This is a genomic window from Pseudomonas sp. UTLPPB19802 (assembly GCF_059730225.1).
Genome location: NZ_AP048545.1, coordinates 6,302,128 through 6,325,432 on the forward strand (window position 1 = coordinate 6,302,128; position 23,305 = coordinate 6,325,432).

Genomic DNA, 23,305 nt, shown 5'->3' on the forward strand with positions numbered 1-23,305 from the left:
GAAACCCCATGCCCATTCTCAACGCGGTAATCCACCAGATCGACAAGAAGCCGGACGGCAGCCCGGCGGTGCTCCACCTGGCCAACCACAAATTGCCGGACAGCCCGGCGATGGACAACCTGCTGTTCGATCTGAACGGCAACTACAACGCCAAGCAGGGCAAGGCCTGGGGATTTTTTCACGCCGAATCCGGCGCGTACCCGTTCAGCGGCTGGCTGAGCAAGTTCACCGCTGACGAACTGGGCTTTGTGGAGTTCACCAGGACCGCGGCCGAGCACCTGACCAAGCTGCTGGAGGAATCGAATCTCTCCACCGGCGGCCACGTCCTGTTCGCCCACTTCAGGCAGGGGATGACCGACTACCTGTCGATCGCGATCCTGCAACAGGTTGAGACGGTGGCCATCGCCCACGACCTCACAGTCGCGGTGTCCCGCCACCTCGACACCAGCGCCCTCTCCTTCGCTGCCCGCATCAACCTGAGCGAGTGGAAGAACAACCCGGCATCGCGGCAGTACATCTCGTTCATCAAGCCGAAGGGCGCTCGCCGCGCCACCGCATACTTCCGAGACTTCATCGGGGTGACCGAGGGCATCGACGCCGCCGGCGAAACCCGTACCCTGCTCAAGGCCTTCAGCGACTTCGTGGAGAGCGAGGACCTGGCCGAAGACGACGCCCGCGAGAAGACCCAGGCCCTGGTTGATTACGCCTCGGCTCAGGGCAAGCTCGGTGCCGCTGTGAGCCTGAACGAGCTTTCCGCCCTGCTGGACGAGGACCGCCCGGCCAACTTCGCCGAGTTCATCCGGAACAAGGACTACGGCCTGTCGCCGGAGATTCCTGCGGACAAGAAGACGATCAACCAATTCCGGCGCTTCACCGGCCGCGTCGAAGGCTTGTCGATCAGCTTCGAGCAGCACCTGCTGGGCAACAAGGTCGAGTTCGACGCCGAGGCCGGCAGCCTGCTACTGACCGGCCTGCCCACCCCGCTGATCGACCAGCTCAAGCGCGCTACCGCGTAAGCACCACATCACCTTCCCCCGCCGGCCAGCGCAGGCGGCGCATGCATGGAGCATTCAAAATGCAGATTCAACGCAAAGGTAATCTCTCGTTCGGCGACGCTCGCCTGTCTATCTGGGAAGAAGGCATATCCGCTGCTCGCGATGCTGGCGGTGTTCGCGGAGCCGACGCCTGGGAAAAACAGTTCAAGCGTGAGGTTTTCAAGCGCATCATCCAGACCCTAAACCGGCTGGGCTGGACTGTAGGCCCAGATCTCGATGCCGAGAAGAACTACAAGTGCATTGCCCACGGCATGCGGTGGTGCAGCAAGGGCGATTTGAAGGCTGACCTGAAGGTTAGCGGTCGTTCGATCACTTTCGAGATGTTCCAGAACGTGAACGCTCCAGATCGCCCAGACCTTGGCGGGCGTTATCAGTCCAACAAAGAGTTCCACATGCCCTACGTCATGCGCCTGGAGATGGAGCGTACCCGCCGCAAAATCCGCGACTACCTGTGCGCTGTTTTCACCGACTACAAGTTCACCCCCGCTGACCTTAGGGGTATGGGCCCTGGAATCAGCACTGCCTTAGAACAGGTGGAGCGGCACCATGCATCGCATCTAAACAAGGGCCGCCTGGTTGACTTCGTTGCCCCGAAACACAGCTATAAGTCGAAGGATGGCGAGCTACTGCAGCACGGGCAGAAGGTCTGGATCTGCGATCGGAAAGGCCGCGTGCTACCTGGCACCGCCTACTACAACAGCGGTCAGATGTGGTGGGTGATCACATCCCGATACGACTACACCAACGTTGCCAACTGCGAGATCTGGACCGTAAACCCTGGCGAACTGCGCCGCAAACGCAATGAGTGGCTGCGACGCAAACGACTGGAGTCACTTATGTCGGCAGCGGCTGCGCGGATGGACTTCAAGCGCGCCGAGACCTTGAAGAAAATCCTGTTCCCACCTCAAGAATCGCTCTTCATGATCTGGACGGATCGCCACGGCGGGGCCTACTTCGGCCCGAACTACAGCGGCTACACCAGCGACACGAACAAGGCTGGCAAGTACACCCGCGCAGAGCTGAAGCCCTACCTAGGCGATGCCGACGAGAAAGACCACCTCCGCGCAGTACCGGTTCGAAACGCTGCCTGATCCTCCGGCGCTGCCCGCCAGCTCCCTCCCCCTCTAAAACGATGAACGCCGCCCGGCGCGAGCGGCGCCTGCATGGAGCATCCATGACCAAGTTCTACTATCAGATCAAAGGCCGCCAGCAATACGACGAGGACGAATTCGGCTGGGCCTGGCCGCCAGTGTTCAGCGGAATGGTCGAAGCGGAAGACCGCAAGGGCGCCAGGGCGGCGGTCGATGAGCTGTACGAGCGCAAGTTTCCGATGGCCGTGAAGCTCAAGGACATAGCCAACCACGACTACCTGCTGCTCATCCAAGAGATCGGCGAGCACGACACCTACTTGCTGAAGCGCTTCGATGACACCCCGTACAAAGAGTGCGGCACCGTGTTCAAGCTGATCGACAAGTACAACGACCCCTACACAGAGACGAAGAGCCACGACTACTGCACCGAGGCGTGCCGGAAGGCTGCGGTCGGACGTGAGCTTTCGGAGTTCCGGCTGGCGAGCGAAGGCCGGTCACCGCCGGTGATCTACCAGGTTCGTCAAAAGTCCACCGGCCGGGCCTACGTCGGCCAGACCACCCAGCCGTTCACACTTCGCTGGTGGCAGCACCTGAGCAAGCCCAGCGGGTGCAAGTTCCACGCGGCCCTGGGCAGCACGAACATCACCGACTGGGAATTCTCGGTCCTCGAGGTGATCGTCTATCCAGACGAGTGCAAGGACCGGGCGGCCTACATCACCCAGCGGGAGGCCTACTGGGTCGATACGCTGTCGGCGGTGGATACAGGGTTCAACACCGTTCGGCCATCAGCGGCGACGGCACATGCAGCCCAGGCGGTGCTGTTATGAGCCGCCGGCTCCACCTGCCGGGTATCAGCCATTCCCCCGTTCGTAGCCTTCCACCCTCTCCTTCGAGATGCGGATGAGCTTCGAGACAGGCAGCCTGCTGGAAACCTCAGGGTCGAGGTCGGCATCGAGGGCGAAGTACACAAGCCACGAGCCATCGGGTTGAGGTTCCACATCAAGACAGTAGGTGCCGACCTGCCCCAGCGTGAGCCCAGTTTCTTCAGCGATCAGTTTGTTACGCGTCTCAACGTCCATTTGCTCCTCCTTGAGCCGGCCCTGTGCCAGCTATCAACCAATAGCCCACTTCAAACGATCACGCCACTCTGGCGAGGACCGCCCATGTCTGCATTCCAGAAAAAAAACCCCTTGGACTTCAAAACCCAGTTCAGCCTGGCCCTTAACCAACAGGACGACGAGCTGGTGGTCGACTTCTTCTGCGGTGGCGGCGGCGCCGGCACCGGCTTGGAAATGGGCCTTGGCCGGAAGGTCGACGTTGCCAAAAACCACAGCCCGGCGGCTATCAGCATGCATACCGCCAACCACCCGCATGCCCGCCACTTCACCACGGACGTGTTCGAAGGAGACCCGGACGAGGAATGCCAGGGCCGGCCTGTTGGCTGGTTCCACATGAGCCCCGACTGCACGCATCACAGCCAGGCAGCCGGCGGGCAGCCGCGCAAGCGCGAGATCCGCAACCTGTCGTGGATCGGCCTGAAGTGGGCCGGCAAGAAAAAGCCCCGCGTGATCAGTCTGGAGAACGTGAAGCAGATCCTCCAGTGGGGCCCGCTGATCGCCAAGCGAGACAAAGCCACCGGCCGGGTGATGAAGCTGGACGGCACCGTGGCGGCCATCGGCGAGCGCGTGCCTGTGCAACAGCAGTTCCTGGTACCCGACCCGAAACGCCGCGGCATCACCTGGCGCCGGTTCGTGCAACTGCTCGAAGGCATGGGCTACCAGGTGGAGTGGCGAGTCATCAAGGCGTGCGACTTTGGTGCTCCAACCAGCCGCGAGCGCCTGTTCATGATTGCCCGCTGCGACGGCGAACCGATCGTGTGGCCGGAGCCAACCCACGCGAAGAACCCCGCCAAGGGCCAGAAGAAGTGGCGTACCGCCGCCGACTGCATCGATTTCACTGACCTGGGCAAAAGCATCTTCGGCCGCAGCAAGGACTTGGCCCCAGCCACTTTGCGACGAGTTGCCAAGGGCATGAAGAAATTCGTAATCGATAACCCGGCTCCGTTTATCGTGCCGATCGCGAACTGGTCGGGTGAGTCGGTCCAGTCCGTCGACGAGCCGCTGCGCACCATCACCTCCTACCCGAAGGGCGGCGCCTTCTCGGTTGTGAGCCCGATCATCGCGCCAGCAACACACCAGGGCAGCGACCGAATCAACAATCCACTCGAACCTCTGCCAACGGTGACCTGCGCGAATCGCGGCGAGCTGACGCTGATCAGCCCAACCCTAATTCAGTCAGGCTACGGCGAGCGCCAAGGACAAGAGCCGCGCGTACCTGGTCTGGATCAACCACTTGGCACGGTTGTAGCTGGCGGCGTTAAGCACGCCCTTGCTGCGGCGCACCTGGTGAAGTTTCGCTTCAATGATGCGGGCAAAGCACTGGATGAGCCACTCCCGACCATCACCAGCGGCGGCAACTATCAGCGCCCGGCTGGGGCCGCGCACGCCATGGGCATTTCCACGGTGTTCATGGCGCAGATGAATGGCGGCTTCAACACCACTGACGCCAAGAGCATCGAAGACCCGATGACCACGGTGACCAACACCGGCAGCCAGCAGCAACTGGCGGTGGCGAACCTGGTGCACCTGCGCGGCAACTGCGATGCACGCGACCTGAACGACCCGTTACACACAGTCAGCGCCGGCGGCCAGCACCACGGGTTGGTCAGCGCTTTCATGGAGCGGGCATTCGGCGCCAGCGTCGGCCAGGGCCTGGAAGAACCGGCGCCGACCATCACCGCCGGTGGCGGTGGCAAGAGCTCGCTGGTTTCGCTCACTTTGTCGCCAGAACACGAAGCCGGTGCCCTGCGGGTCGCCGCCTTCCTGATCAGCTACTACGGCACAGAGAACATCAGCGCCTGCGATGCGCCGGCACCGACCATCACCACCAAGGACCGCTTGGCCATGGCCACAGTAATGGTGAAAGGTACTCCCTACGTGATCGTCGACATCTGCCTGCGGATGCTGAAGCCGGCCGAGCTGTACAAGGCCCAGGGCTTTCCCGCCGACTACATCATCAGCCACGGCGCCGACGGCAAGCCTTTCACTAAGACCCAGCAGGTGCACATGTGCGGCAACAGCGTCAGCCCGCCGCCGATGGCAGCGCTCGCTAGGGCCAATGACCCCTGGCGGTCCAAAACCGAGCAGGCGGTGGCGGCCTAGCTGATTGTCGCGATCCAAAGCCGGGTCGGTTCGACATCAAGCCGAAGGCCCAGGGCCTCCATCTCCGCCAGCAGCGTCTGGCTTATTCGGTAACGCCTGCAGGCCTGGCAGTTCCACTCCAGGTAGTCACCTGCAGGCGCAACATCTTCAGCAGGTTCACGACAGATCCGACACGACATTTTCTGCACTCCTCGTGAATGACCTTTCAACTGTAGCTGATGCATTCAGCAACACCACCGCCCGGGCCAGGCCCGGCGAGGTATCTCCATGCCCAAAGAAAACCGAATGACCACCACAACGGTATTCGCGCCAGATGATGAGGCCAGTTTTCTCTACAGAGAAAAGTACCGCTGCCAAGGCACTGTGCTGAGCGTGAATCCTAAAGACGGCTACGCGATTCTCAAGTGCACCAGCGGCTATGCCAAAGGAAGAATCATCGGAGTTAAATTCCGAGCACTCAAGAAGGTTGAGCCCAAGCCTGCCACTCCCCCTGCAGAGGCTACAGCCCCGCGGCAAAGCGACATTTTCGCCGCAGGCGCCAAGCGCTTGCAGATGACCGAGAGCATCGAACTCACGATCCAGTCCCTGCAGGCCTACGGCGCCGACCATGAGCACTGGGGTGTCGCGTGGTCTGGCGGGAAGGACAGCAGCGCCACGCTGACCCTGATCATCTACCTTATCGACACCGGCAAGATCCCTAAACCGAAGACTCTCACGGTTTTCTACGCCGACACCCGGCAAGAACTGCTGCCCCTGGCCAACGCGGCCGCCCAGATCATGGACGAGTTGCAGGAGCGCGGCATCCACGTCGAAGTCGTCACAGCTCCGATGGACAAGCGCTTCATGGTCTACATCCTGGGGCGCGGCGTCCCGCCACCGAACAACAACACGCTGCGCTGGTGCACCCGCCAGATCAAGATCGACCCGATGATCGCTGCAGTTGAAAAGCGTATCGCCGAGCTGGATGGCAACTTCCTGATGATCACAGGTGTTCGCCAGGGAGAGAGCGCGATCCGTGACAAGCGCATTGAGATGAGCTGCGGCAAGGACGGTGCTGAATGCGGCCAGGGCTGGTACCAGAAGGTGCTGCCCGAGGCGAAAGGCATCAAGGGTCGGATCGCAACTCTGGCACCGCTGCTGCACTGGCGCGTCTGCCACGTCTGGGAATGGCTCAAGCACTGGGCGCCCTTGGCTGAATTCGGCGACTGGTCAACAGCGACCATCGCAGATGCATACGGCGGCGACGAGGCCGAGGAAATCAATGCCAGGACAGGCTGCACTGGCTGCCCACTGGCCAGCGAGGACAAGGCGCTCGACACCATCCTGCTCAACCCGGCTTGGGCGTACATGGCGCCACTCAAGCGCATCAGGGTCCTGTGGCGAGAGCTGCGAGAACCGAAACACAGGCTGCGCAAAGCCGGGGCCGAGATACTCAAGAGCGGAAACATCGCCTCGAACCCGCAACGCATGGGGCCGATCCTTCTGGAATCTCGGTTGATGGCCCTGAGCATCCTGCTCGGCATACAGGCCGAGATCAACGAATCGGCCAAGCGCCTCGGTCGTCCCCTGGTCGACATGATCAACCCCGAGGAGGAAACCAGGATCCGGGAGCTGATCGCTGCCGAGACCTGGCCCCAGGGCTGGGACGGCGACGAACCGGTGGCTACCACGCCACTCGACAAGGTCTTCGCCGACGGCACCGTCCAGCCGCTGCTGTTCTCCTGACCATTCACGCCATATCGGCGAGGTATCCCCATGTCCGAACAAAAGCACATCGACGGGCCGGTACCCTTCGCCAAGCAGCAGGAAATTCTACCGGCCTGGACGAACAGCCACGGCGCGGTCGCCGCTGTCATGCCGAACGGCAGACAACTCGGTCTTCGCCCCGGAGAGTTCGAGGTAGACAGCTGGCATGACGAACGAGCCGAATACCGCGTTTACCTCTGCGGCCCGATGACCGGCCTGCCCGACTACAACTACCCGGCATTCCACGCCGAAGCCGCCCGCCTCCGCGACCTGGGCCACCACGTCGAGAACCCGGCAGAAAACCCAAAACCAGTGCGGGACAAGTGGGAGCTCTACATGCGCATGTCCATCCCCCAGATGCTGACATGCGACACCGTGGCTACCCTCCCCGGCTGGGAGCAATCCAAGGGCGCCAGGCTTGAGGTTGAAATCGCGACCCAGCTTGGGCTGCGAGTGATCCGCGCCAGCTCCCTCACTGAAGAACCGGAGGCCGCATGAGCCAGAAAGTCCGGTCCCGGTTCGTCGTCACAATCGATGAACGCGGCCTCACCTTCGTCAAGGGCCTCCCTGCCCGCGGCGCACTTCTCACGTCGGGCCAGTTGCGCGAGCTGGCACGGACCCTCAACCAGATTGCCAACGACGCCGACCAGGGCGCCAAGGGCGAACAGACCTACCCGCAGGAGGCTGCATGAGCAACGAACAGAAGATGGTCAGCGTGCCAAGCGAACCAACCAACAGGCAGAAGGTTGCTGGCTGCCAAGCCTATATAGAGGCTGATGGAAGCCCCGCGTCCATGAATCCGACGGCAATGGGGCACGCGTACCGAGCGATGCTCGACGCCGCACCGGCCGAGCAACACCATTCCGTTGGCGTCGACAACATGGTCGACCATCACCAGGGTAAACCGGTGGGCTGCGATCACGAATGGACCGACGACGGAGAGTTCCTTCTCGTCTGCACCAACTGCGGTACGCAAGAGGATCACAACCCAGGCTGGCGGGACATGGAGACCGCGCCGCGTGACGACTCCATGCTGCGCCTGCTCGTCGAATTCACCGACCACTCGACCGAAGACGAGGAACAGGCTGCCACCATTGGCGCCAACAACTTCGACAGCGACGGCGAGGATCGCTGGCAATTCGCCGGCTGGTGCTGGGATCACGACCACTTCACCGAGGGCAAGGGGACTCCGGTTGGCTGGCTGCCGATGCTCGATACTCCCAACCCCGTCGACAACAGCGAGGTCGAGCGGCTTGTGGCTGTGAACGCCGATTTTGCCCGTCGTCACCTTGGGCAATTGGCAGAGATCGAGCGGCTCCGCGCCGAGGTCAAGCTCCTGAAATCAGATCTCCGGATCGCCAACGACACTGCCGCCCTGGGCGTTAAGATGCTGGCCAAGCATATTCGTGACTGGGCTCAGGCAAGGGCCGACGAGTTGCTATCCGGTCTGTCCGACAGCGCAGAGCCGAGCGCTCCTATGTCCTTCCAGCGACGCGTTCAGCCCTGGCTGCTCAAGTGCTTCGGCGAGATGATCGCCGGCGACCGCGAAGAGCGCAATCACCGATTCCTCGAGGAGGCGCTTGAGCTGGTTCAGGCTCTCGGCGCAACTGCTGACGAGGCGCACCAGCTCGTCGACTACGTGTTTGGCCGTCCTACCGGTGAGCCTGGCCAGGAAGTTGGCGGCGTGATGGTCACGCTTGCCGCCCTTTGTCTGGCAAACGAATTGGACATGCACCAGCAGGCCGAAACGGAGCTGGCACGCATCTGGACGAAGGTTGAGCAAATCCGGGCCAAGCAAGCCAGCAAGCCCCAGTTCGGCCCTCTACCTGGCGCGTACCCAGACCGAGTCAGTACGTCCCCACCCGGCCCGGGCGCCTCGATCGTCAGCGCCTGGAGTGATCGGCAGGACAGGCATTCATGAGCGACTTATGGATGGTCAATGTCCGAATGCGCCGGGTCGAGCCAATCCAGCTCCATACCCGGGCTCACCTGGTGAATGGGTCAGGGCCGAAGTGCTACCAGGGCCCTGGGCGAACCTACATGCTCCATGAAAGCCAGGTCCACTTGTCACGGTCTGCGGCGCTGGAAAAGTTGAATCTCAACCTGCAGGCCATCTACGAAGATCGGCGCTTGAAGCAGCAGAAGCTGTTCGCTGAAATTCAGTTGATCGCCGCCGAACTGGAGAGCCAGCCATGAACCACAGAACAGACCCGGTGGTGCATATGCACTTGTCCAGTCTGGCCCGAACTCTGGGCTCCTTCCTGTACCGCTACGGCAATGAGGTCCAGTTGCACGAGGCCCTGGCCAAGGTCATGGACCAAGCCAGCCTCACGTACCAGCGGGAGCGCATCCTCGACGCAAAGAATCGCGCCGACTTCTGGCTGGCAGGAATTGTTGTCGAGGTGAAGGTGGATGGATCACTGGCCGAGGCCCTGCGCCAGGTCGACCGCTACATCCACCTGCCGCACGTCACCGGCGTCCTCCTCGCCAGCACACAACGGTGGGCAAGTTCCCCCCTCAAAGGCCGACCCGAGTGGGGCGGCAAACCTTTCCAGATGATCAGGCTCGGACGGCAAGCTCTATGATTTCAAACAACTATGGATCGGTGGCATACAACGGGCGGTACTGGCGGGTCACCTGTGAACCACAGGTACGTGCGCGCCTCAAGCGCGTTTTCCCCAGGGTTCCCCAAAGCGCCGGGGAGCATATCGACCTGCTGGGCAGTCCGGAGAACAGCCGGGAATTGCTCTGGTTTCTCCAGCGCTACCCGATGACCATGGAGGCCGAAGCGCAGCAGAGCCTCCACCGCCTGGCAGACAAGCATGTCGACATGGAACAAGGGCTGGCCGATCTCGTCGCCGGACGCCTGCCGGTGCCCGCCTTTGAGCTGGCGAAGCCACCACGCGAGTACCAGCGCTACGCTGGGGCTCAGCTCGATATCCGCGGGGGACTGCTGCTGGCCGACGACCTGGGCCTGGGCAAGACGGTGACGGGCATCTGCCCAATGGCCGTGCCAGCGAATCTGCCGGCTGTTGTGGTCTACCCCGCGGCACTGCCCAACCACTGGCCGGAGAAACTGGCCGAGTTCGTACCCAACCTGCGGGTGCACCACATTCGAAAGGGTCAGCCCTACCCGCTGGTACGCCAGCCGCGCCAGCGCATACCGGACCTGTGGGACACCCTCCCCGACGTGATCCTGGTCAGCTATCACAAGCTGCGGGGTTGGGCCGAGGTGCTCGGCGAGATCGTGCAGTACGTGGTCTTCGAAGAGTGCCAGCAACTGCGAAGCCCGGACAGCGAAATTTACCGGGCCTGCAGCTACTTGGCCGGCCAGGCGCGCCTACGCATGGGACTCACCGCCACGCCGATCTACAACTACGGATAGGAGTTCTATCACGTCGTGAACCCGCTGATTCCGGACGCCCTGGGCGGCTATGACGAGTTCCTTCGCGAGTGGTGCATCGGGTCACCAGGCGAAAAGCCCAAGCTGAAGGACTCCGAGCAGTTCGGCACCTACCTTCGCCGCGAGGGCATCATGCTTCGGCGCACCCGGGCGGAGGTTGGCCGAGAGCTGCCAGAACTTTCGAAGATCCCGCACGAGATCGAATCGGACAGCGCAGCATTGGCACGGATCACCGGCGATGCTGTTGCCCTTGCCCAGGTGATCCTGGCGCAGAATGAGTCATACCGCGGCGAGAAGATGCAGGCGGCTGGTGAGTTCGACCAACTGGTGCGCCAGGCTACCGGCATTGCCAAGGCCCCGTATGTGGCCGAATTCGTTCGGCTGCTGGTGGAGAGCGGCCAGCAGGTCCTGCTGTTTGGCTGGCACCGGGAGGTGTATGGCATCTGGCGGGAGAAGCTGGCCGACCTCAACCCAGTGATGTACACCGGCAGCGAGTCGCCCCGGGGAAAGCAGGCGGCGAAAGAGGCGTTCATTGCCGGGGACAGCAAGGTGATGCTGATCAGCCTGAGATCTGGCGCCGGCATCGACGGGCTACAGCATGCATGCAGCACCGTGGTCTTCGGTGAGCTGGACTGGTCACCTGGTGTCCATGAGCAGTGCATTGGCCGGGTCCATCGCGACGGCCAAACCGAACCCGTCCAGGCGTTTTTCCTGATCTCAGGCGAAGGCAGCGACCCCATCGTTTCCGACGTCCTCGGCGTGAAGCGCGAGCAGATCGAGGGCGTTCGCAACCCCGGCGACAACCTCATCGAACGCCGGGACCTGGGCGAAAACCAGTTGCGCCAGCTCGCCAAGCAGTTCCTCAAGGACAGCGGCGTGCAACTGGCCACAGCACCCAAACCCACTCCGATCAGGTCACAGCAGCAGTTCGAGCTGACCTGAAAGCCCATTTTCAACCTATGCCGCCAGACGCGGCAGGGAGAGCTCATGCCTGAAGTAAAGGAACGCCCGATTCTGTTCAGCGGGCCGATGGTCCGCGCAATCCTCAGCGGGCAAAAGACGGTCACGCGGCGGATGATGAAAGCCCCCGATCGTTCCTGGGAATTCGGTCTCAACGAAGCCGGTATGACCTGCGGGACGATCAATAGCCCTCACCCGAAACGCGGTAAATTCGGTGTACTCATCCGCCGTGAACTTGCCAGTGGAAGCGGAAAGTACGAGCGAGATCTGATCGTTTGTCCGCACGGCCAGCCAGGCGACCGCCTGTGGGTGCGGGAAGCCTGGGTAGCAGATGCCCAGGTCGATTCGATCTCACCACGGGACCTGAGCCAGGGCGAGCCGATCTGGTACCCGGCAGACGGTAGTAGCCGGCAGACCGGTTGCTCCATGATCTCGCAGGGCCGAACCCGACCCTCTATCCACATGCCGCGCTGGGCAAGCCGCGTGCTGCTGGAAATAACCGAGGTGCATGTAGAGCGCCTGCAGGATATCAGCGAGGAGCAGGCCGACGCAGAGGGTGTGGATTTCCTCCGCCATGTGCCTGATGCCGACGAAACGCTGAGCGCGACCCAGTTGTTCGAATGCCTTTGGAGCAGCATCAATGGCACCGAATCTTGGGACGCAAACCCGTGGGTGTGGGTCGTCGAGTTCAAGCGGGTGACACCATGATCGAACAATTCACCCTGCTGGAGCTGGAGGCGATGCTCAAGGGGCGAGCCATACCAGGTAACCAACTGGTCAACGAAACGACCGCCCAGTACCTATATCGAGAGGTTCAGCAGTTGGCCCAAGAGCGCGACAGGCTTCGCGCCGATCGCGACGGCCTGCTGGAAGCAGGAGCGCACCTTGTATGATCCTACCCCTTGTGTATATGGCCTACCTGATCTACGGGGGGGCCAGGTGAACCAGCCCCCACTCATCAGCAGCCAACGCCACCTGAGCCGCGACGTCGTCGCCAGGAAGGCAGCGAAGTTCAAGGTGTTCGTGGTCCGCACCGTCGACCTCGAACTGCGGGGCCAGGTCTATCGGATCATCATCGATGGGCACCACAACCTGGCTGCCGCCAATCTGCTGGGCATTGAGCCAACGTGGAAAGGACCGCCACCCAAGTTCGAACGCCTCATGTCGCGCATACCGGCAGCGGCCTTCGCCGACTTCATGATCAACAACCTGACCGACAGCGACTGGTACTTCCACGACACCGGACGCGTCGTCGAAGCCTTGCTGTAACCCATCCCCTCTCATTCAGCCCGGCGGCCGCCGCGCGGGCCAGGATCCCTATTGCCATGACAAAAGAAGAACTCTCCGGCCTGCCGGACAAGATCCGAATCGCAGCGGAGGCCGGGAAGGTTGCCGCTGCCGCCTGTGACAATGACGGAGGCAGCGCAAACTGCGACCGCGTCGTGATCCCGGTCCCGGGACTGCGCGCCAGCCAACTGCAAGGCCTACCTGGCTATGTGCAGAAGAAGAGCCGGTACCACCAGCAGGGTATCCACCTCGATACGCCGTGGCCTGGGATAGGAAACCGGCACAGCGCCGGCGTCCAGGCCATGCACAAATCACTCAAGGACCAGGGCGTCAACTGCTACGTCTACTACCAAGTCGACTGACTACATACCTGCCGCCAGCGGCGGTGCGGAGAAACTCATGCAAGCAGCAGAACAACTATCGGAAAAATTCAGTTCGGACAAGGTTCCTGAGAAAGACTTTGCCGAAATGGTGTTTTCGACTCGACGTGCACTTCAAGGTAAACGCCAGCGCGGTGTGATACCACGTGGGGTCTGGAAAGAAATTGACGGGCAGATTTATTACAGCATCAGGAGATATGAAGAATGGCTAGAAAGCCAGTGGGATTGCCCGCCGGAGTTGAACTCGCGGGGCAATCGCTCCGCATTCGCTTCACGTGGAACTTCAGGCGTTGCGAAACCCTCCCCTATCCCCCGACGCCAAAAGGAATTAAAGCGGCAGCCGATTTGCGTTCTACAGTAACAAGCCTTATAAAGCACGGCGTAATGGATGAAAAACGTTACGCCGAGCTTTTTCCGAACTCCAAGTACACTGAATACTCAGCGATGCCACTTTTTGGTGAGTATGCACAGTCTTGGCTGAACGGCAGGGAAGTTGTAAAGGGAACCCTAAAAAACTACAGAATTACACTGAACAAGTACTGGATGCCTTACTTAGCTCTATTGCCAATTGATCATGTTTCATCTGTCATGCTTCGAAAAATCACTAGTGAGATATCCTGGAAATCACCGACAGTGAAAAGGGCTTCCATTCAAAGACTGGGAGCAATGATGGAAACTGCTGTAAAGGACGGCCTGATAGTCAGAAACCCAGTCAGCTCCTTAGAGCTTCCGGCTAAAACCAAGAAGCTTGTTGACCCCTTCACTGTGAGCGAAGCTGACTCAATTGTCGATCACTTGTACAAGATGCTCAAAGGATCGATGAGAGTTTATGCGGCATATTTCGAATTCGCATTTTATAGCGGAATGCGGCCTGGTGAAATTGCGGCATTGCGTTGGGAGGAAGTGGACTGGAGTAGTCGACGGGTCAACGTGTGCCGGATCGTCGCCGACACCCTGATCGAGGAGCGGACAAAAACCAAGGATGCCCGCGTGGTGATGATGAACAGCCGTGCCATGCACGCCTTGGAGGAGGCCCAAAAAATTGCGACCCTGCGGGCTGGTCAGGCCCGACGTAGACACAAGAAATCGCCGTATGTGTTTCCACCTACAAAGAATTTCGAGTACATCCAACAGGCCAGCGTCACCGACAAGCATTTCCAGCAGGCCCTGGAAGATTTGGGAATTCGCGTCAGGCGGCAATACAACTGCCGGCATACCTACGCTACTATGTGCCTCATGGCCGGCATGAACCTGGGGTTCATCGCCAATCAGCTAGGGCATAGCGTGCAGATGCTGCTCACGACCTACGCCCGGTGGATCAACTCCAGTGAGGACTGGAGCGAGATCGGGAAGCTGGAGAAAAGCCTCAATGGTACAAAATTGGTACAGACCGAAACCGTACCTCAATAGAACCCATACGGAATAACGATCTGTGACACTGGAACAGAATTACACCGCGATCCTCGGCCAACTCGGCGAGGACGTCTCCCGCGAGGGTTTGCTCGACACGCCAAAGCGTGCCGCCAAAGCCATGCAGTACCTTTGCCGCGGTTACCAACAAACCCTGGAAGAAGTCACCAACGGTGCCTTGTTCAGTTCCGATAACAGCGAAATGGTGCTGGTCAAGGACATCGAGCTCTACTCGTTGTGCGAACACCACCTGCTGCCATTCATCGGCAAGGCCCATGTTGCCTATATCCCGAGCGGCAAGGTCCTTGGCCTGTCGAAAGTCGCGCGGATCGTCGACATGTACGCCCGCCGCCTGCAGATCCAGGAAAACCTCAGCCGCCAGATCGCCGATGCGGTCCAGCAGGTCACTGGCGCCCTGGGTGTTGCCGTGGTGATCGAGGCCAAGCACATGTGCATGATGATGCGTGGCGTCGAGAAGCAGAATTCGTCGATGATCACTTCGGTGATGCTCGGTGAGTTCCGCGAGAACGCAGCGACCCGCAGCGAGTTCCTCGCGCTGATCAAGTAACACCTGGCGACATGAAAAAACCGGCGTTCATCGCCGGTTTTTTTGCGTCTGGGGAAAATCAGGTAAGCTGCCGCCTTCTCCACCGCCCGCGAGGCCATTCCGTGTTAGTCAAAGCCCTTCGAGTCGGCCTGGGCCAGCTCATCATCCTCATCGACTTCATCACTCGCCCACGCAAGCAGCAACGCAGCGCCCAGGACCAGGCCAAGGTCGATACCGCCGCCAAGGGACTGACCCTCTACCAGTTCCACGCCTGTCCTTTCTGCGTGAAGACCCGCCGCACCCTGCACCGCCTGAACGTACCGGTGGCGCTGCGCGATGCGAAGAACAACGAACAGGATCGCCAAACCCTGCTTGAACAAGGTGGCAAGATCAAGGTGCCGTGCCTGCGCATCGAGGAAAACGGCCAGACCACCTGGATGTACGAATCCAAGGTGATCATCGACTATCTGGACAAGCGCTTCGCAACAGTCTGAAAGGGCTGTCGGGGAACTTCAGCGCCCGTAAGGTCCTGTTCGCGGATGAACAGGCGCCCCGGTTTATCCGCGAAGCTTTTAGCGATCACACCCTTTTCAACGGGGGCACTGGTCGTATTCGTTGCGGCATTCGGTATAGGCCTTCAACTGCGCGGCGCGCTGCCGGGTCAGTTCGGTTCGGCATTGCAGGTCGCGCATCGGCCACATTGAACCACCCTCCTCCGGCTTGCCGACCTGGTACCGGCAGTCGGCATCGCGAAAGGCCAGCCACTTGCGCTGGGCATCCTTGAGCGCGGCCTTGTTGGCTGGCGTATCCAGATAGCCCATCTGAGCCTTGTAGTACCTGTTCAGGTCATCATCGGCCTTCTTGAACGCCGTGGCCGCGCACGTGTTCATTGATGCCTGGTTGGCGCCGCAACCATCAGCCGCCTGGGCAGCCGTAGTCAGGCCCAGCAGACCTAAAGTCAGGAAGAGCGCAAGCGGATGCGTCATGGATGTCCCCATGTCAGTGAATGAGTCGTCGAGTGTGCGACAGGGTTTCGCCGTCGGCAAAAAGAAACCGGCCTGGGAGCCGGTTCAAGTGTTTGCAGAGTTGTCGATCAGTCCAGCATGCCGACATGCCGCGGATGGCTCGCCACCCGCTGCAGCCAGGCCTGGATGGCTGGGTAGATGCTCAGGTCGAAACCGCCCTGGTGCGCGACATGGGTGTAGGCGTACAGGGCGATATCGGCGATCGAGTAATGCTCGCCGACCAGGTACGGCGTCTGCTGCAACTGTTTCTCCATCACCTTCAAGGCCTTGTGCCCACGTTTCTGCAGCTTGAGGTACTCCTCGCGGCGCTCTTCCGGCAAGCCCAGGTAGAACTCGATGAAGCGCGCCACCGCAATGTAGGGTTCATGGCTGTACTGTTCGAAGAACTGCCATTGCAACACCTGGGTACGCAGGCGTGGTTCGGTCGGCAGGAACTCGCTGCCGTCGGCCAGGAAGTTGAGGATGGCATTGGACTCCCACAGGCAGGTGCCGTCTTCCAGCTCCAGCACCGGGACCTTGCCGTTGGGGTTCATCGCCAGGAACTCCGGTGTCTCGGTGTCTCCCTTGAGGATGTCCACCGGGTGCCAGCGGTACTCCTGGCCCAACAGGTGCAACATCAGCTTGATCTTGTAGCAGTTGCCCGACTGGTAATCCCCGTAAACCTTGTACATGGCCCTCCCCTTAAGCCGCTTGCGCGGCCTGTGCGTGACGTACGACAGCGGCCAGTCGCCCCAGACCTTCGTCCAGGCGCTCCGGCGCGATATGGCTGAAATTCAGGCGCAGATTACCCGGATTACGCTCCGGTTCGGCAAAAAAAGGTTCGCCCGGCATGAACGCGACATCCCGTGCCAGGGCCGCATCAAGCAGGGTCCGGGTGTCCAGCGGCTGCTTCAGCGTGAGCCAGAAGAACAATCCGCCCTGGGGCACCTGCCAGTCGGCCAGGTCGGAGAAATGCCGTCCCAGCGCCTCGGCGAATGCGTCCCGGCGCACCCGGTAGAACTCCCGCAGTTCCAGCAGGTGCTGGCGATATTTTTCCGTACCGATCCATTGCAACGCCTGCCATTGGCCGACGCGATTGGTGTGCAGGTCCGCCGACTGCTTGAGTTTGAGCAGGTGCGGGAACAGGTCGGGACTGGCGATCAGGTAACCGACCCGCAGGCCGGGTGCCAGCGTCTTGGAAACGGTACCGGTGTAGATCCAGCTCGCCGTCTTCAACCGGGCGACGATCGGTACGGCATCCACCCCGTCGTAGCTGAGTTCGCGGTAGGGCTCGTCCTCGATCAAGGTCACACCGAACTCATCCAGCAACGCCGCGACCCCGGCACGCTTGGCCTCGCTGTAGCAGACTCCCGACGGGTTCTGGAAGGTCGGGATGAGGTAGACGAACGCCGGCCGGTGTTGCTCAAGGCGAGCGCGCAACTGCTGCAGGTCCGGCCCGTCATGCTCCTGGGGAACGCTCAGGCAATCGGCGCCGAACAGCTGGAAGATTTGCAGGGCCGCCAGGTAGGTCGGCGCCTCCAGCAGAATCTCGGTGCCCTTGTCGATGTACAGCTTGGCCGCCAGGTCGAGGGCCTGCTGGGAGCCGCCGAGTACCAGCACCTGGCTGGCCTGGCAGTCGACACCCAGGGCCCGCGCCTCGGCCGCCAGCGCCTCGCGCAGGGCCGGCTCGCCCTCGCTCATGCCGTACTGGCCGATGGCACGGGGCATGCCCTCCCACTCCAGCGTCGGCAACATCGCCTCGGCTGGTAGGCCACCGGCGAACGACATCACTTCAGGACGCTGGGCAGCAGCGAGGATTTCACGAATCAGCGAGCTTTTGAGACGCGTAACACGTTCGGAGAAGGCCATGACAGGTCACCGTAGCGGAGTGAAAGGGAAATACGTCAAACTGGTTGACCGAAATTACGACGCCACGGACCAATACGTCAATATGCTTGACCTTAAAAATTCCAATACCCAGCAGGACGCCATGGAGGCGTTTTTCTTCGGCTACCAGGCCTTCACCACCAAGGCCGATGAAATGCTCGAACGGCGCGGCCTGAGCCGGGTACACCAGCGGATCGTGTTTTTCATCGCCCGTTATCCGGACCTGAGCGTCAAGGAACTGCTGGATCAACTGGGAGTGAGCAAGCAGGCGCTGAACATGCCATTGCGCCAGTTGACCGAGATGGGTCTGGTGCAAAGCGTCGCCTCGCCGAGCGACAAGCGCAAACGCCTGCTGTGCCTGACCGCCGACGGTGCCAGCCTGGAAGAATTGCTACGCCGAGAACAGGTCAAGCTGCTGCAGAAGGCCTTTGCCCAGGCCGGCGAAGCGGCGGTGGATGGCTGGATGGCGGTCAACCGGGCCTTGGGCGAAAGCCGCCAGGGCTGATGCCACCCGGTGGCGAGCGGGCTTGTTGGACGCCGCACCGCCGTGCTGGGCCGCAAAGCGGCCCTCTCTCCCTACCGCCAGACCGATATAGCCCATCCCACCGAAAAATCGCACACACCCTCAAAAACATTATTTGCTTTCTTTGTATACAAAAGCATAATTCACCTCGTGCAATTTCCTGACCTTTCGGTCAAAAAACCGCACTCCCTCAAAGAGCCGCTGCCCACGACAACGTGTCCGGCTCTGGAAATAACAATAAAACTCTTGAGGAGTACTGCTGTGGAAAGCCGCAAATCCGAAGCACCCACGCTGGATCTCTCGCCGCCCTCGAACACGGGCCTGCTGGAACGCCTGTTCAGGCTCAGGCGGCATGGCACCACGGTGAAAACCGAACTGATCGCCGGGGTGACCACCTTCATCACCATGGCCTACATCATCTTCGTCAATCCCAACATCATGGCCGACGCCGGTATCGACCACGGCGCAGCGTTCGTCGCCACCTGCATCGCCGCCGCCCTCGGCTGCCTGCTGATGGGGCTCTACGCCAACTGGCCGGTAGGCCTGGCACCCGGCATGGGGCTCAATGCGTTCTTCACCTACACCGTGGTCGGCACCATGGGCTACCACTGGGAAACCGCTCTCGGTGCGGTATTCATCTCCGGCGTGCTGTTCATGGTCCTGACCCTGTCCAGGGTGCGCGAATGGCTGCTCAACAGCATCCCGGTGAGCCTGCGCCATGCCATGGGCGCCGGCGTAGGGCTGTTCCTCGGGCTCATCGGCCTGAAGACCGCCGGTATCGTCGTCGCCAGTCCCGCCACCCTGATCCGGCTCGGCGCCCTGCACGAACCCGGCCCGCTATTGGCTGCGGTGTGTTTCCTGATGATCGCGATCCTCAGCTATCACCGGGTGTTCGGCGCCATCCTGATCAGCATCATCAGTGTCACCCTGATCGGCTGGGGCCTGGGCCTGGTCGAGTATCACGGGGTCTTCTCCACCCCGCCGAGCCTGGCGCCGACCTGGATGGCCATGGACTTGGCGGGAGTGTTCAACGTCAGCATGATCAGCGTGGTGCTGGCGTTTCTCTTCGTGCACATGTTCGACACCGCCGGGACGCTGATGGGCGTCGCCCAGCGTGCCAATCTGGTCAACGCCGACGGTCGTATCGAGAACCTGTCGCGGGCGATGAAGGCCGACAGCGTCTCCAGCGTATTCGGCGCAGTGGTGGGTGTGCCGCCGGTCACCAGCTACGTGGAAAGTGCCGCCGGCGTCGCCACAGGTGGTCGGACTGGTCTGACCGCTGTTACTGTAGGCATACTGTTCGTGGCGGCAATGTTCTTCGCCCCACTGGCCGGCATGATCCCTGCTTATGCAACGGCGGGGGCGCTGATCTACGTAGCCATGCTGATGATGGGCAGCCTGGCGCATATCGACTGGGAAGAGGCGACGGAGAGCATTCCGGCGATCATCACCGCGATCATGATGCCACTGACCTTCTCGGTTGCCGACGGGATTGCCCTGGGTTTCATCACCTACGTGGCACTCAAGGCGGGGACCGGCAAGTTCAGGGACATTTCTGTCAGCCTGTGGGTGTTATGCGTCATTTTCATCGCCAAGTTCATCTTTCTCTGAAAGAAGACTGGCAGTAGCAGGCAACAAACGACCGGCCCTATTCCCATGGGGCCTTCGCACACAAGGGAGAAACCCGATGAGTCTGGAAACCTGGTTGTTGTTCAGCGCCGCCGCCCTGGTGGTGATCCTCATCCCCGGGCCGCTGTCGCTGCTGATGATCAGCAACAGCCTGAACTATGGACTGCGCCGCTCATACCCGGCCTTCCTCGGCGGCGTCAGCGCCTCGATCTGCCTGCTCAGTGCCTCGGCGCTGGGCCTGGGTGCCCTGCTGCTGGCCTCGGAACAATTGTTCAGCACGCTGAAGGTGATCGGCGCACTGTACCTGTTCTACCTTGCCTGGCAGAGCTGGCAGCAATCGCGCCAGCCGGCGCAGACGGCGAACGTATCGGAAGCGGCCCCCGTGCCACGCTTTCGCGCACTGTTTGGGCGCGCCTTCATGCTGGGTGCGAGCAATCCCAAGGACATCCTGTTCTTTGCCGCCTTCCTGCCGCAGTTCCTCAAGGCCGACCAGCCGTTCCTGGGCCAGTTGCTGGTGATGATCGCCACCTGGACCGTGCTTGACCTGCTGTGCAAGCTGACTTACGGCCTGGGTGCCCATGGGGCGGCGAAATACCTGCGCAGCGGCAAGGGGCAGAGCTGGTTCAACCGGGTCAGTGCCGGGTTGTTCAGCGGAGCGGGGGCGGCTTCCTTGTTGAGCCGGTAGAACGCGCATGACATGACGGCCTCTTCGCGGGCAAGCCACGCTCCCACGGTTTTGAGGCCCTCACAACGCCTGTGTAGCTCCTGGCCCCGCAGGCGCCGGGCTTGTCGGGGCACCGAACCGCCGCGAAGAGACCCGAAAGATCTCCACGAAAATCCGGGCGAAAAAAAGCCCGCAGTGTGGGCGGGCAAGAGGACCGAAGAAGTTGTTGCGCAGTTCTTGGGGGGATCTAACTTCCTCTATAGGTCGAATAGCTGTACGGCGAGATCAGCAACGGAACGTGGTAGTGCTCCTGCTCGGCACGGATGCCGAAACGCAGCACCACCACATCGAGAAACGCCGGCTCCGGCAGCGTCACGCCACGAGCCCGATAGTAGTCACCGGCATGAAATTGCAACTGATAGACCCCGGAGCGGTAGTCATCGCCCTGCAACAACGGTGTATCGCAACGGCCGTCGCTGTTTGTCACGGCCTTGGCGACCAGTTCCAAACCGGCGCCTTCGACCCGATACAGCTCGACCTGGATCGAACTGCCCGGGCAGCCATGCGCGGCATCCAAAACATGCGTAGTCAAACGTCCCATTGCTTCTGCGTACCCGCCCGCCCTGCGGCAGACCGGGTTTCGCGCCTCCCGGAGTCAGTGGATGAAGGAGCTGGCGAACACCGAGGAGACACCTGGGCGTTGCGCCGATGAAGTGATTAAGACACTTCCAAGGAAAATTGTACACAATAAATTTTGCCCGTTTTCGGCCGACCACCTGTCGCCGTGAGTCTTGACAGAAGCCCCGTGAATAGCCGACTTTTAATCCATTAGCTGACCGATCAGACAGGTTTCAAATGACAAACAGAACAGGTAGGATCGAGAGCATCTGGAAAAAAACTGACTTACAAATCGGCGATAAAGTTGTATACAATCACCTCATCGCCGTGACGCTGCCCAACCCGAACGGGGCGCCACGCAACTGTCACCACGAACAAGAAGGAAGACTGCAGTGAGCGCTGACTATCCCCGCGACCTGATCGGTTACGGCAGTAACCCTCCTCACCCACGCTGGCCGGGCAATGCCCGTATCGCCTTGTCCTTCGTGCTCAACTACGAGGAAGGCGGCGAGCGCAACATCCTGCACGGCGACAAGGAATCCGAAGCCTTCCTCTCGGAGATGGTTGCGGCACAGCCTCTGCAGGGCCAGCGCAACATGAGCATGGAGTCGCTCTACGAGTATGGCAGCCGCGCCGGCGTCTGGCGGATTCTCAAGCTGTTCAAGCAACTGGACATCCCGCTGACCATCTTCGCCGTGGCCATGGCTGCCCAGCGCCACCCGGATGTCATCCGCGCCATGGTCGAGGCCGGCCACGAAATCTGCAGCCACGGCTATCGCTGGATCGACTACCAGTACATGGACGAGGCGCAGGAGCGCGAGCACCTGCTCGAAGCTATCCGCATCCTCACCGAAATCACCGGCGAACGCCCGCTGGGCTGGTACACCGGTCGCACCGGCCCGAACACCCGCCGGCTGGTGATGGAAGAAGGCGGCTTCCTCTACGACTCGGACACCTACGACGATGACCTACCCTACTGGGAACCGAACAACCCGACCGGCAAGCCGCACCTGGTGATCCCCTATACCCTCGATACCAACGACATGCGCTTCACCCAGGTGCAGGGCTTCAACCAGGGCGACGACTTCTACCAGTACCTCAAGGATGCGTTCGACGTGCTCTACGCCGAGGGTGCCGAAGCGCCGAAAATGCTCTCCATCGGCCTGCATTGCCGCCTGATCGGACGCCCGGCGCGCCTGGCCGCGCTGCAACGCTTCCTCGAATACGTGAAGGGCTTCGACCAGGTCTGGTTTGCCCGCAGGGTGGACATCGCCCGCCACTGGCACGCTACCCACCCCTACCAGGAGCCGGCGCAATGAGCGCGTTCCAGACCCTCAAGCCGTCGACCCTGGACCGCGCGGCCTTCGTCGCGGCCTTCGCCGACATCTACGAACACTCGCCATGGGTGGCCGAAAAGGCCTTTGACCTGGGCCAGGACGCGACAATCGACCAGGTCGAAACCCTGCACCAGCGCATGAGCGATATCCTGTTGAGCGCCGATCACGCCAGCCAGCTGGCACTGATCAACGCCCACCCGGACCTGGCCGGCAAGGCCGCGATCCAGGGCCAACTGACCGAAGCCAGCACCCACGAACAGGCTGGCGCCGGTATTCACCACTGCACGGCCGAAGAGTTCCAGCGCTTCACCGAGCTGAACGAGGCCTACAAGGCCAAGTTCAAGTTTCCCTTCATCATGGCGGTAAAAGGCAGCAACCGGCATCAGATCCTCGCCGCGTTCGAAACACGCATCCACAACCCGGTGGACACCGAGTTCAAATGCGCGCTGACCGAGATCAACAAGATCGCCCTGTTCCGATTACTGACTCTATAGCACGCCGGGCCCCGGCGCCGTAGGTGTCCAGGGCCTGGCGAACATCCCC

At 61.2% G+C, this 23,305-nt stretch carries 30 protein-coding genes; 25 read left to right on the plus strand and 5 right to left on the minus strand.

The window, feature by feature from the left end; translation table 11 throughout:
* The first annotated feature begins 8 nt into the window (after positions 1-8).
* The 3 genes from yejK (at position 9) to AC6I6U_RS27475 (ending at position 2,973) form a co-directional block, all read left to right on the plus strand.
* Entirely contained in the window at positions 9-1,016 is a 1,008-nt protein-coding gene (gene yejK / locus AC6I6U_RS27465) for a nucleoid-associated protein YejK (RefSeq protein WP_497879120.1), read from the plus strand.
* 59 nt (positions 1,017-1,075) lie between these two features.
* The gene (locus tag AC6I6U_RS27470) at positions 1,076-2,146 is read left to right on the plus strand and encodes a hypothetical protein (protein ID WP_497879121.1); all 1,071 of its coding nucleotides are present in this window, start codon (positions 1,076-1,078) and stop codon (positions 2,144-2,146) included.
* 83 nt (positions 2,147-2,229) lie between these two features.
* Complete coding sequence (locus AC6I6U_RS27475; protein ID WP_497879122.1) at positions 2,230-2,973, plus strand: GIY-YIG nuclease family protein; 744 nt, start codon at positions 2,230-2,232, stop codon at positions 2,971-2,973.
* Between the two features lie 24 nt (positions 2,974-2,997).
* Here the strand turns inward: AC6I6U_RS27475 and AC6I6U_RS27480 are convergent, their stop codons facing one another.
* Complete coding sequence (locus AC6I6U_RS27480; RefSeq protein WP_497879123.1) at positions 2,998-3,225, minus strand: hypothetical protein; 228 nt, start codon at positions 3,223-3,225, stop codon at positions 2,998-3,000.
* 84 nt (positions 3,226-3,309) lie between these two features.
* Between AC6I6U_RS27480 and AC6I6U_RS27485 the strand changes: the two genes are divergently transcribed.
* The 17 genes from AC6I6U_RS27485 to AC6I6U_RS27565 all read left to right on the plus strand — a co-directional run bounded on the left by AC6I6U_RS27485 (position 3,310) and on the right by AC6I6U_RS27565 (position 15,594).
* The gene (locus AC6I6U_RS27485; protein ID WP_497879124.1) at positions 3,310-5,367 is read left to right on the plus strand and encodes a DNA cytosine methyltransferase; all 2,058 of its coding nucleotides are present in this window, start codon (positions 3,310-3,312) and stop codon (positions 5,365-5,367) included.
* A gap of 267 nt (positions 5,368-5,634) precedes the next feature.
* Complete coding sequence (locus AC6I6U_RS27490) at positions 5,635-7,092, plus strand: phosphoadenosine phosphosulfate reductase domain-containing protein (RefSeq protein ID WP_497879125.1); 1,458 nt, start codon at positions 5,635-5,637, stop codon at positions 7,090-7,092.
* 30 nt (positions 7,093-7,122) lie between these two features.
* The gene (locus AC6I6U_RS27495; RefSeq protein ID WP_497879126.1) at positions 7,123-7,611 is read left to right on the plus strand and encodes a DUF4406 domain-containing protein; all 489 of its coding nucleotides are present in this window, start codon (positions 7,123-7,125) and stop codon (positions 7,609-7,611) included.
* A complete protein-coding gene (locus AC6I6U_RS27500) occupies positions 7,608-7,805 on the plus strand; it encodes a hypothetical protein (protein WP_497879127.1) in 198 nt (65 codons plus the stop codon). Before AC6I6U_RS27495 ends, AC6I6U_RS27500 begins: the two co-directional genes overlap by 4 nt.
* A complete protein-coding gene (locus AC6I6U_RS27505) occupies positions 7,802-9,034 on the plus strand; it encodes a hypothetical protein (protein ID WP_497879128.1) in 1,233 nt (410 codons plus the stop codon). The genes AC6I6U_RS27500 and AC6I6U_RS27505 overlap by 4 nt, the downstream gene beginning before the upstream one ends.
* Complete coding sequence (locus tag AC6I6U_RS27510) at positions 9,031-9,309, plus strand: hypothetical protein (RefSeq protein WP_497879129.1); 279 nt, start codon at positions 9,031-9,033, stop codon at positions 9,307-9,309. Before AC6I6U_RS27505 ends, AC6I6U_RS27510 begins: the two co-directional genes overlap by 4 nt.
* Positions 9,306-9,698: a hypothetical protein gene (locus AC6I6U_RS27515; protein WP_497879130.1), complete on the plus strand. Its 393-nt coding sequence runs from the start codon at positions 9,306-9,308 to the stop codon at positions 9,696-9,698. The genes AC6I6U_RS27510 and AC6I6U_RS27515 overlap by 4 nt, the downstream gene beginning before the upstream one ends.
* Positions 9,695-10,498, plus strand: a complete 804-nt coding sequence (locus AC6I6U_RS27520) for an SNF2-related protein (protein WP_497879131.1) — start codon at positions 9,695-9,697, stop codon at positions 10,496-10,498. The genes AC6I6U_RS27515 and AC6I6U_RS27520 overlap by 4 nt, the downstream gene beginning before the upstream one ends.
* 15 nt (positions 10,499-10,513) lie before the next feature.
* Positions 10,514-11,458: a helicase-related protein gene (locus AC6I6U_RS27525; protein ID WP_497879132.1), complete on the plus strand. Its 945-nt coding sequence runs from the start codon at positions 10,514-10,516 to the stop codon at positions 11,456-11,458.
* A gap of 45 nt (positions 11,459-11,503) precedes the next feature.
* Positions 11,504-12,184 (plus strand): hypothetical protein, encoded by a 681-nt coding sequence (locus AC6I6U_RS27530; protein WP_497879133.1) that lies wholly within the window; start codon positions 11,504-11,506, stop codon positions 12,182-12,184.
* A complete protein-coding gene (locus AC6I6U_RS27535) occupies positions 12,181-12,369 on the plus strand; it encodes a YfdS family phage-associated protein (protein ID WP_497879134.1) in 189 nt (62 codons plus the stop codon). Before AC6I6U_RS27530 ends, AC6I6U_RS27535 begins: the two co-directional genes overlap by 4 nt.
* A gap of 46 nt (positions 12,370-12,415) precedes the next feature.
* Complete coding sequence (locus AC6I6U_RS27540; RefSeq protein ID WP_497879135.1) at positions 12,416-12,745, plus strand: hypothetical protein; 330 nt, start codon at positions 12,416-12,418, stop codon at positions 12,743-12,745.
* A 56-nt stretch (positions 12,746-12,801) separates the two neighbouring features.
* On the plus strand, positions 12,802-13,125 hold the full coding sequence (locus tag AC6I6U_RS27545; protein ID WP_497879136.1) for a hypothetical protein: 324 nt from the start codon (positions 12,802-12,804) through the stop codon (positions 13,123-13,125).
* Between the two features lie 37 nt (positions 13,126-13,162).
* On the plus strand, positions 13,163-13,504 hold the full coding sequence (locus AC6I6U_RS27550; RefSeq protein ID WP_497879137.1) for a hypothetical protein: 342 nt from the start codon (positions 13,163-13,165) through the stop codon (positions 13,502-13,504).
* Positions 13,408-14,553, plus strand: a complete 1,146-nt coding sequence (locus tag AC6I6U_RS27555) for a tyrosine-type recombinase/integrase (RefSeq protein WP_497883116.1) — start codon at positions 13,408-13,410, stop codon at positions 14,551-14,553. Before AC6I6U_RS27550 ends, AC6I6U_RS27555 begins: the two co-directional genes overlap by 97 nt.
* A gap of 22 nt (positions 14,554-14,575) precedes the next feature.
* On the plus strand, positions 14,576-15,121 hold the full coding sequence (folE, locus tag AC6I6U_RS27560) for a GTP cyclohydrolase I FolE (protein ID WP_497879138.1): 546 nt from the start codon (positions 14,576-14,578) through the stop codon (positions 15,119-15,121).
* Positions 15,122-15,222: 101 nt separating this feature from the next.
* Entirely contained in the window at positions 15,223-15,594 is a 372-nt protein-coding gene (locus AC6I6U_RS27565) for a glutathione S-transferase N-terminal domain-containing protein (protein WP_497879139.1), read from the plus strand.
* Between the two features lie 96 nt (positions 15,595-15,690).
* On the opposite strand, the gene AC6I6U_RS27570 is transcribed toward AC6I6U_RS27565, so the two are convergent.
* The 3 genes from AC6I6U_RS27570 to AC6I6U_RS27580 form a co-directional block, all read right to left on the minus strand.
* Entirely contained in the window at positions 15,691-16,086 is a 396-nt protein-coding gene (locus tag AC6I6U_RS27570) for a lysozyme inhibitor LprI family protein (RefSeq protein WP_497879140.1), read from the minus strand.
* Positions 16,087-16,193: 107 nt separating this feature from the next.
* The gene (locus AC6I6U_RS27575; protein WP_497879141.1) at positions 16,194-16,796 is read right to left on the minus strand and encodes a glutathione S-transferase family protein; all 603 of its coding nucleotides are present in this window, start codon (positions 16,794-16,796) and stop codon (positions 16,194-16,196) included.
* 10 nt (positions 16,797-16,806) lie between these two features.
* Positions 16,807-17,973, minus strand: a complete 1,167-nt coding sequence (locus tag AC6I6U_RS27580; RefSeq protein WP_497879142.1) for an aminotransferase-like domain-containing protein — start codon at positions 17,971-17,973, stop codon at positions 16,807-16,809.
* A gap of 82 nt (positions 17,974-18,055) precedes the next feature.
* Between AC6I6U_RS27580 and AC6I6U_RS27585 the strand changes: the two genes are divergently transcribed.
* The 3 genes from AC6I6U_RS27585 (at position 18,056) to AC6I6U_RS27595 (ending at position 20,828) form a co-directional block, all read left to right on the plus strand.
* Positions 18,056-18,496, plus strand: a complete 441-nt coding sequence (locus tag AC6I6U_RS27585; protein ID WP_497879143.1) for a MarR family winged helix-turn-helix transcriptional regulator — start codon at positions 18,056-18,058, stop codon at positions 18,494-18,496.
* 279 nt (positions 18,497-18,775) lie between these two features.
* The gene (locus AC6I6U_RS27590) at positions 18,776-20,125 is read left to right on the plus strand and encodes an NCS2 family permease (protein WP_497879144.1); all 1,350 of its coding nucleotides are present in this window, start codon (positions 18,776-18,778) and stop codon (positions 20,123-20,125) included.
* A 76-nt stretch (positions 20,126-20,201) separates the two neighbouring features.
* Positions 20,202-20,828, plus strand: coding sequence for a LysE family translocator (locus tag AC6I6U_RS27595; RefSeq protein WP_497879145.1), 627 nt, complete (start codon positions 20,202-20,204; stop codon positions 20,826-20,828).
* A gap of 226 nt (positions 20,829-21,054) precedes the next feature.
* On the opposite strand, the gene uraH is transcribed toward AC6I6U_RS27595, so the two are convergent.
* Positions 21,055-21,408: a hydroxyisourate hydrolase gene (gene uraH / locus AC6I6U_RS27600; protein WP_497879146.1), complete on the minus strand. Its 354-nt coding sequence runs from the start codon at positions 21,406-21,408 to the stop codon at positions 21,055-21,057.
* 409 nt (positions 21,409-21,817) lie between these two features.
* Between uraH and puuE the strand changes: the two genes are divergently transcribed.
* Positions 21,818-22,744, plus strand: a complete 927-nt coding sequence (gene puuE, locus AC6I6U_RS27605) for an allantoinase PuuE (RefSeq protein ID WP_497879147.1) — start codon at positions 21,818-21,820, stop codon at positions 22,742-22,744.
* Positions 22,741-23,256, plus strand: a complete 516-nt coding sequence (uraD, locus tag AC6I6U_RS27610; protein WP_497879148.1) for a 2-oxo-4-hydroxy-4-carboxy-5-ureidoimidazoline decarboxylase — start codon at positions 22,741-22,743, stop codon at positions 23,254-23,256. Before puuE ends, uraD begins: the two co-directional genes overlap by 4 nt.
* Positions 23,257-23,305 lie beyond the last annotated feature (49 nt).

Bases quoted from the DNA above. Each gene is read 5' to 3' on its own strand.
- AC6I6U_RS27490 (WP_497879125.1), top strand. From the start codon at position 5,635: ATGCCCAAAGAAAACCGAATGACCACCACAACGGTATTCGCGCCAGAT.
- AC6I6U_RS27530 (WP_497879133.1), top strand. From the start codon at position 11,504: ATGCCTGAAGTAAAGGAACGCCCGATTCTGTTCAGCGGGCCGATGGTC.
- AC6I6U_RS27475 (WP_497879122.1), top strand. From the start codon at position 2,230: ATGACCAAGTTCTACTATCAGATCAAAGGCCGCCAGCAATACGACGAG.
- AC6I6U_RS27585 (WP_497879143.1), top strand. From the start codon at position 18,056: ATGCTTGACCTTAAAAATTCCAATACCCAGCAGGACGCCATGGAGGCG.
- AC6I6U_RS27520 (WP_497879131.1), top strand. From the start codon at position 9,695: ATGATTTCAAACAACTATGGATCGGTGGCATACAACGGGCGGTACTGG.
- AC6I6U_RS27480 (WP_497879123.1), bottom strand. From the start codon at position 3,225: ATGGACGTTGAGACGCGTAACAAACTGATCGCTGAAGAAACTGGGCTC.
- AC6I6U_RS27510 (WP_497879129.1), top strand. From the start codon at position 9,031: ATGAGCGACTTATGGATGGTCAATGTCCGAATGCGCCGGGTCGAGCCA.
- AC6I6U_RS27570 (WP_497879140.1), bottom strand. From the start codon at position 16,086: ATGACGCATCCGCTTGCGCTCTTCCTGACTTTAGGTCTGCTGGGCCTG.
- AC6I6U_RS27470 (WP_497879121.1), top strand. From the start codon at position 1,076: ATGCAGATTCAACGCAAAGGTAATCTCTCGTTCGGCGACGCTCGCCTG.
- AC6I6U_RS27535 (WP_497879134.1), top strand. From the start codon at position 12,181: ATGATCGAACAATTCACCCTGCTGGAGCTGGAGGCGATGCTCAAGGGG.
- AC6I6U_RS27575 (WP_497879141.1), bottom strand. From the start codon at position 16,796: ATGTACAAGGTTTACGGGGATTACCAGTCGGGCAACTGCTACAAGATC.
- AC6I6U_RS27495 (WP_497879126.1), top strand. From the start codon at position 7,123: ATGTCCGAACAAAAGCACATCGACGGGCCGGTACCCTTCGCCAAGCAG.
- AC6I6U_RS27545 (WP_497879136.1), top strand. From the start codon at position 12,802: ATGACAAAAGAAGAACTCTCCGGCCTGCCGGACAAGATCCGAATCGCA.
- uraH (WP_497879146.1), bottom strand. From the start codon at position 21,408: ATGGGACGTTTGACTACGCATGTTTTGGATGCCGCGCATGGCTGCCCG.
- AC6I6U_RS27515 (WP_497879130.1), top strand. From the start codon at position 9,306: ATGAACCACAGAACAGACCCGGTGGTGCATATGCACTTGTCCAGTCTG.
- yejK (WP_497879120.1), top strand. From the start codon at position 9: ATGCCCATTCTCAACGCGGTAATCCACCAGATCGACAAGAAGCCGGAC.
- AC6I6U_RS27595 (WP_497879145.1), top strand. From the start codon at position 20,202: ATGAGTCTGGAAACCTGGTTGTTGTTCAGCGCCGCCGCCCTGGTGGTG.
- AC6I6U_RS27580 (WP_497879142.1), bottom strand. From the start codon at position 17,973: ATGGCCTTCTCCGAACGTGTTACGCGTCTCAAAAGCTCGCTGATTCGT.
- AC6I6U_RS27505 (WP_497879128.1), top strand. From the start codon at position 7,802: ATGAGCAACGAACAGAAGATGGTCAGCGTGCCAAGCGAACCAACCAAC.
- uraD (WP_497879148.1), top strand. From the start codon at position 22,741: ATGAGCGCGTTCCAGACCCTCAAGCCGTCGACCCTGGACCGCGCGGCC.
- AC6I6U_RS27550 (WP_497879137.1), top strand. From the start codon at position 13,163: ATGCAAGCAGCAGAACAACTATCGGAAAAATTCAGTTCGGACAAGGTT.
- AC6I6U_RS27500 (WP_497879127.1), top strand. From the start codon at position 7,608: ATGAGCCAGAAAGTCCGGTCCCGGTTCGTCGTCACAATCGATGAACGC.
- AC6I6U_RS27485 (WP_497879124.1), top strand. From the start codon at position 3,310: ATGTCTGCATTCCAGAAAAAAAACCCCTTGGACTTCAAAACCCAGTTC.